Raw genomic sequence first — 6,235 nt, 5'->3', positions numbered from 1 at the left:
ACGAAAGTAAACACTTGGCACTTTTTTCTCTGTGGGAGCGAGCCGGCGCGCGAAGACGCAGTGTCAGTCGACGAATCTGTAAACTGACCCACCGCTTTCGCGAGCAGGCTCGCTCCCACAGGGATTTTGGTGGCTGTTGGGATGTAAAAAGCCCCCGCAACTGCGAAGTTGCGGGGGCTTTTTGTGGATGCGCTTCAGATCACTCTTCGGCGACCGAGTCCTTGCTCTGGCGCTTCTGAATCAGCTCCACCAAGCGCTTGGCCAGCGCTGGATAATTTTCATCAAAGTGATGCCCGCCGGGCAGTTTCACCGCTTCGCCGACAGCAGTCTTGTCGGTGCAGCCACTTTCATCGGTCTCTTCTTCGCCATAGATGCACACAACCTTGGCCGCTGGCAGCTTGGCCATTTCCGGGCCGGTCGCGGCTTCTTTGCCGGCGTTGCCCAGCCAGCCTTCGACTTCGATTTCGAAGCTGCCGGTGCGGGCGAAGGCGAGCAGGATGATCGCGTCGACGCGTTGCTGTTCGTTCTCTGGCAGGCGGTTGTAGATCGCCGGCAGGACGTCAGCGCCGAACGAATAACCGGTGAGGATGAAGCGTTTGGTGCCCCATTTCTGCCGGTAGTGCTGCATCAGTTCGGTGAGGTCCAGTGCGCTTTGCTCCGGGCTCTTGTGCTGCCAGTAGTAGCGCAGGGTATCGATGCCGACCACCGGGTAGCCGATCTTGGCCATTTCGCCCGCCACGTCGCGGTCGAGGTCGCGCCAGCCGCCATCGCCGGAGAGGAACAGGGTCACGGTGTCGTTGGCCTGACCGGCCGGCACTTCAACTACCGGGATCGCCAGGCCGCCGTTGGCCTTGTCGCCGCCGACGAGGATTTTGCGCAGTTCGTTGTTCAGCACTTGCGGCAGGTTGATGTCGTAGTCGCTGATGCTTGTCTCGGCGTTCGGCTGATCGCGCACGAAGCCCGCGCTGGCGTCGTCCGGGTTGTCGTTCCACGCCACCAGCCAGTGGCCGTGGGCGGCGGATTTCGGCAACAGGTGAGTGCAGCCACCTTTTTCCAGAGCCAAGTCGACGGAGATGGCCTGGGCCTTGTCGTCTTTCTGTTCCGCCAGCCAGCGCCATGCCAGCACAGCGCCTGGGCCGATGCCGCTGACCAGAGTGGCCGGGCCGTTCAATTCGCGCAGGCCCGATTGCAGGGCGCGGCTTTGCAGCAGGCAGTCCTTGGGCAGAATCACCTGAACGATCTGCGCCGAGGCGCTGCGGCTGAGGGTGGTCAGTTGTTTCTCGGAGAGCTTCTGTTCTTCGGTGACGGCGACCAGCACCTGAGCCTTCGGCTTGCTGCCCGGGATCACGCGGGTCATGGCCGTGCCATCGGCGGGTTTCAGTTGTTCGACGGTCGGTTCCGGTGCCGGACGTTTGAGGTACCAGTAACCGCCGCCGGCAATCACCGCCAGCACCAGCAGGGCGGCCAGGATGTACTTCAGGGAGCGTTGAATCATCAGCGTTTCACCAATCCAGTCAAGCCGCCCGCGATCAGGGCAGCAGTGTCGGCCAGTGCCACGAGCGGATCGAGTCCGGCGGGCACGGCCATATAACGGGGTTCCCAGTCAGGCTGGAACTTGTCTTTGAAACGGCGCAAGCCTTGGAAGTTGTACAGCTGCTCACCACGGCGGAAAACCATCGAGCCCAGGCGCTGGGTCAGCGGTGCGCCGCGCCGGGGTTGCAGCCCCGACAACGGCACCATGCCCAGGCTGAAGCGCGCGTATCCGTGACTCTTATAGTGTTGAATCAGGCCGACCATCATGAATTCCATGGTCAGCTTGGGCGCTTCCGGGTGCGCGCGCATCAGGTCGAGACTGGCCAGATCGTGGCTGTAGGTCTCGAGCAGATTGGCGAACGCTACCGGGCGGCCTTCGAAGCGAATCACCGCAATGCGGAAATGCTTCAGGTAATCGTCGCTGAAACGGCCGAGGGAGAAACCTTTCTCGCGCACGTTCTTGCCGGTCAGCCAGGCATCGGAGATCACTTTCAGCTCGTCCATCGGCGCCTGCCCCGGCTCATGGATTTCCAGCGACAGTCCATCGCGGGTGCCACGGTTCCAGGTGTAGCGCAGGTCCTTCATCTCCTTGCCCTTGGCTTCCAGATCGAAGCGCAGCAGATCGACCCGGGCTTCTTCGCCGAGCTTGATCGCGGTCAGGCCGATGTCCATGTAGTACGGCAGGTTCTCCGCGCGCACCTGGTAGAACACCGGGCGCGTGTGATGGATATCGCAGAGATCGCGGAACTGCCAGATCATTTCCGCACGTTGCTGGCTCGGCCCGATCGGGTCGTACAGCGCCACCAGACTGCGGCCACGACGGGCGTACATCAGGAACGCCTCATCGTTGGGATGAAACAGCAACGCCTTGTCACCGGTCAGCGCGAGGCCGCCGTCGGGTTGTGACGAGGCCATGAGGATTTTTGCCGCGCGATCCAGTTCGTCCGGCGTCGGCAAATGAATCACCGGGCGCGCGGTGCGCAGCAGCCAGGTCAGCGAGATTATTACCAGCAACACCGCCGCACCGAGCAGAGAGCGCAGACCGCGCGGCGCGTCAGCGTCGAGGGTGAACTGCCACCACAGCTGGTGGCTGTAGGGTACGTCCTGATAGGCAAACAGCAGCAACCAGGCCGAAGCGCCCAGCACGCAGAGACTGGCGACCAGATACAGCGGCGAAAACGGCAGTTCGGTCAAACGGCTCGGGCGGTAGAAGGAGCGGCGGAACACGCCGAGCAGCGCGGCCGTCAACGTCATCAGCGTGGCTTCTTCCCAGTCGAAGCCTTTGAGCAGCGAGAGCAGGGCGCCAACCAGCAGCAGAATGACGGTCAGCATCCACGCCGCCGACAGGCGTCGGCGCAGACCTTGGGCGAGCAACAGACACAAAACGCCGATCAGGCTGGCGCCGAAGTGCGAGGCGTCGACCAGGCGATGCGGGATCAGAAAACCGATGTGTTCCAGACGCGTGTCGATTTCCGGTGTGGCGCCGGAAAACAGCAGCACCACGCCAGACAGAAACACCAGCACCGCCAGAACCGGCGCGGCCAGACCGGACGCCGCGCGCATGGTCTGAGATTGAAACAGGCGCTGGCCTTCGTTGATCAGCAGCAATACGCAAGCGACCAGCAGCGGCAGCACCACGTAGATCAGGCGATACAGCAGCAGGGCAGCGGCCAGCGGTGCGGCGCCAAGCTTGTCGGCAAACGCGGCGAGCAGAATCGCCTCGAATACACCGACGCCGCCCGGCACATGACTGAGCACTCCGGCGGCCAGGGCCAGCAGGTACACCAGCAGGAACGGCGCAAACGGCGGCGCTTCCGGCAGCAACAAGTAGAGAACGGTGGCGGCAGCCGCGACATCGAGGGCGGTGATCACCAGTTGCAGAAAGGTCAGACGCCGACCCGGCAGGCGCAGGGTGCGCCGCCCGGCACGGACCAGAAGATTGTCGGGGTAGGGTTGTTCCGGCAGACGACGGCGATAGATGCCGATCGCCAGCACTGCACCGAGGATCAGTACGGCAGCGGCGACGGAGCCGAGCAAGACTTCGGACAGTCCCAGCGCTTGCGAGGCGGCGGGCAGGTTGCTCAGCGTGGCCAGCGCTGCCAGTGGCGGCAAGGCGCAGCCCAGCGAGAGGCTGGCAAATAGCGTCATGTGCGCAACTTCCGACGCACCGACGCCCAGTCGCGCATATAAACGATAACGAACCGAGCCGCCGGACAGCAGCGACAGACCAATGGCATTGCCAATCGCAAATGCGGTGAAACCGCCGAGGGCTAGCGTGCGCGGCGGCAGTTTCACGCCAGCGTAGCGGCTGGCCGACCATTCATAGCCGAGCAGAATGATGAAACCGACCACGGTCGCACCGATGGCGCCGAGCAGGGCCGGTTTCGGCACGTCGAGAATCGAGTCATGCAGCGCGTCGAGATCGAGCTCGGCGAGCAGATGGCGGCAGGCAATCAGGGCAATGGCAAACAGCAGCAACGTGACGGCCAGACCGATCGGCTGACGGTATTTGCTTAATCGATCCAGCCAGCGCAAACGCTCGGGTTTGATCGGTTGTTCTGCTGTAACGGTGTCTTGTGGATCAGACGAGTTGGCGCGCATCAATCACCTCTTGGATTGTGCGCGACAGGATGGAGGTATCCAGCCAAGTTACCAATCCCTGTAGAAAAAAATAATCACAAAATACTACGCCTCTCGTCGGGCATCGGCGAGGGCAGTTCCTGGATTGCAGAAGCCCTGTCTGCGACTCAAGCATAGTCGCAAGTCAGTGGTTCTGATGATCCCCAGCGGTTCACTGCACAGTGACAGATCATTGTTGCGAAAGGACTTTTTCAACAGATACAAAAAAGGCCACTCTTTCGAGTAGCCTTTTTTGATGTTTGGTTGCGGGAGCCGGATTTGAACCGACGACCTTCGGGTTATGAGCCCGACGAGCTACCAGACTGCTCCATCCCGCGTCTGTGTGGCGGCATTCTACAGGCGAACGACGAGGTGTCAACCGCTAATCCCGGAATGGGCCAAATAACTGCGAAATCGCGGCAAACGGTCGCAGGTGATGCGTAAGTTTCGGAAATGCAACGAATTGCCGTTTCGCTAGCGATTGAGCAGGGCGCCCGTTTGCAAAACAGACGCGCACAAAAAAGGCCACTCTTTCGAGTAGCCTTTTCTGATGTTTGGTTGCGGGAGCCGGATTTGAACCGACGACCTTCGGGTTATGAGCCCGACGAGCTACCAGACTGCTCCATCCCGCGTCTGTGTGGCGGCATTCTACAGAGGTTCGCGAGTGTGTCAACCGTCGATCTGGATAAATCTGTTGAGGTTCAAGCGCTTAGCGTCTTTTCCGGGCGGGCGACCGGCGCGCAGGGCAGGTGGTGCAAGGCTTTCAGCTCTATTGCACCTTGATCTGTGATTGAAAAAATAAATTCAGCGGAAATCTCCTACGGTCGGAAAAGAACATTCAACCACTGGTGCTATATACAGGTGCCAATGAGATACTGCCGCTCCGGCTTGCCACGTTGTCTTTTTCCGACATGACCCAGCGAAAAATCATCCACATCGACTGTGACTGTTTCTACGCCGCCATTGAGATGCGCGATGATCCGCGTCTGGCCGGCAAGCCGTTGGCGGTGGGTGGTTCGGCGGATCGGCGCGGGGTGATCGCCACCTGCAACTATGAAGCGCGCGCCTATGGTGTGCGCTCGGCCATGGCTTCCGGTCACGCGTTGAAATTGTGCCCGGACCTGACCATCGTCAAGCCGCGCATGGAGGCTTATCGCGAAGCTTCGAAAGAAATTCATACGATCTTCGCCGATTACACCGACCTGATCGAGCCCCTGTCGCTGGACGAGGCCTACCTCGATGTGTCGGACAGCGCGCATTTCGGCGGCAGCGCCACGCGCATCGCCCAGGACATTCGCCGCCGGGTCTCCAACCAATTGCACATCACCGTTTCCGCAGGCGTTGCGCCAAACAAGTTTCTGGCGAAGATCGCCAGCGACTGGAAAAAACCCAACGGTTTGTTCGTGATCACCCCGGATCAGGTCGAGGAGTTCGTCAGTGGTCTGCCCGTGAGCAAGCTGCACGGCGTCGGCAAGGTCACCGCCGACAAGCTCGGCAAGCTTGGCATCGTTGACTGCCAGCATCTGCGCGAGTGGGGCAGGCTGGCGCTGGTGCGCGAATTCGGCAGTTTCGGCGAGCGCTTGTGGAATCTCGCCCGTGGAATCGATGACCGGCTGGTGCACAACGACAGCCGCCGCCAGTCGATCAGTGTGGAAAACACCTACGACGTTGATCTGCCGGACTTGCGCAGCTGCCTGGACAAATTGCCCGAGTTGCTCGATACCTTGAAAAACCGCATGGCCCGAATCGACAGCAGTTATCGACCGGGCAAGCCGTTCGTCAAAGTCAAATTCCATGATTTCACCCAGACCACGCTGGAGCAGGCCGGGGCAGGGCGGGACCTTGGCAGTTACCAGTTGATGCTGACGCAGGCGTTCAATCGCGGCGGCAAGCCGGTGCGGTTGTTGGGGGTAGGAGTGAGGCTGGAGGATCTGCGCGGCGGGTTTGAGCAGATGGAGTTGTTTGAGCGGTAGATTTGCGGCGTATTCAGATAGTCATCGCGGGCAAGCCCGCTCCCACATTGATCGATGGTGAAACACATATTGTGTGAACACCCATAAACCCTGTGGGAGCGGGCTTGCCC

At 60.8% G+C, this 6,235-nt stretch carries 3 protein-coding genes and 2 tRNA genes; 1 reads left to right on the top strand and 4 read right to left on the bottom strand.

All coding sequences use genetic code 11. The annotated features are described in order from the left end of the window. Positions 1–199: 199 nt before the first annotated feature. From QMX86_RS26980 to QMX86_RS26965, 4 genes are all read right to left on the bottom strand, one after another. Entirely contained in the window at positions 200–1,495 is a 1,296-nt protein-coding gene (locus QMX86_RS26980) for an AcvB/VirJ family lysyl-phosphatidylglycerol hydrolase (RefSeq protein ID WP_282387342.1), read from the bottom strand. After that, on the bottom strand, positions 1,495–4,134 hold the full coding sequence (gene mprF, locus QMX86_RS26975; RefSeq protein WP_282387344.1) for a bifunctional lysylphosphatidylglycerol flippase/synthetase MprF: 2,640 nt from the start codon (positions 4,132–4,134) through the stop codon (positions 1,495–1,497). The genes QMX86_RS26980 and mprF overlap by 1 nt, the downstream gene beginning before the upstream one ends. Positions 4,135–4,413: 279 nt before the next feature. Continuing rightward, positions 4,414–4,490: transfer RNA gene (locus QMX86_RS26970), tRNA-Met, on the bottom strand. 217 nt (positions 4,491–4,707) lie between these two features. After that, positions 4,708–4,784, bottom strand: a tRNA-Met gene (locus tag QMX86_RS26965). 279 nt (positions 4,785–5,063) lie between these two features. Between QMX86_RS26965 and dinB the strand changes: the two genes are divergently transcribed. Beyond that, positions 5,064–6,125, top strand: coding sequence for a DNA polymerase IV (gene dinB, locus QMX86_RS26960; RefSeq protein ID WP_071174711.1), 1,062 nt, complete (start codon positions 5,064–5,066; stop codon positions 6,123–6,125). The last annotated feature ends 110 nt before the right edge of the window (positions 6,126–6,235 follow it).

The organism is Pseudomonas sp. PS01270 (assembly GCF_029959775.1).
Classification (GTDB): domain Bacteria; phylum Pseudomonadota; class Gammaproteobacteria; order Pseudomonadales; family Pseudomonadaceae; genus Aquipseudomonas; species Aquipseudomonas atacamensis.
Note: the sequence above shows the minus strand (reverse complement) of the source record. Positions and strands in the feature narration are given on the sequence as shown.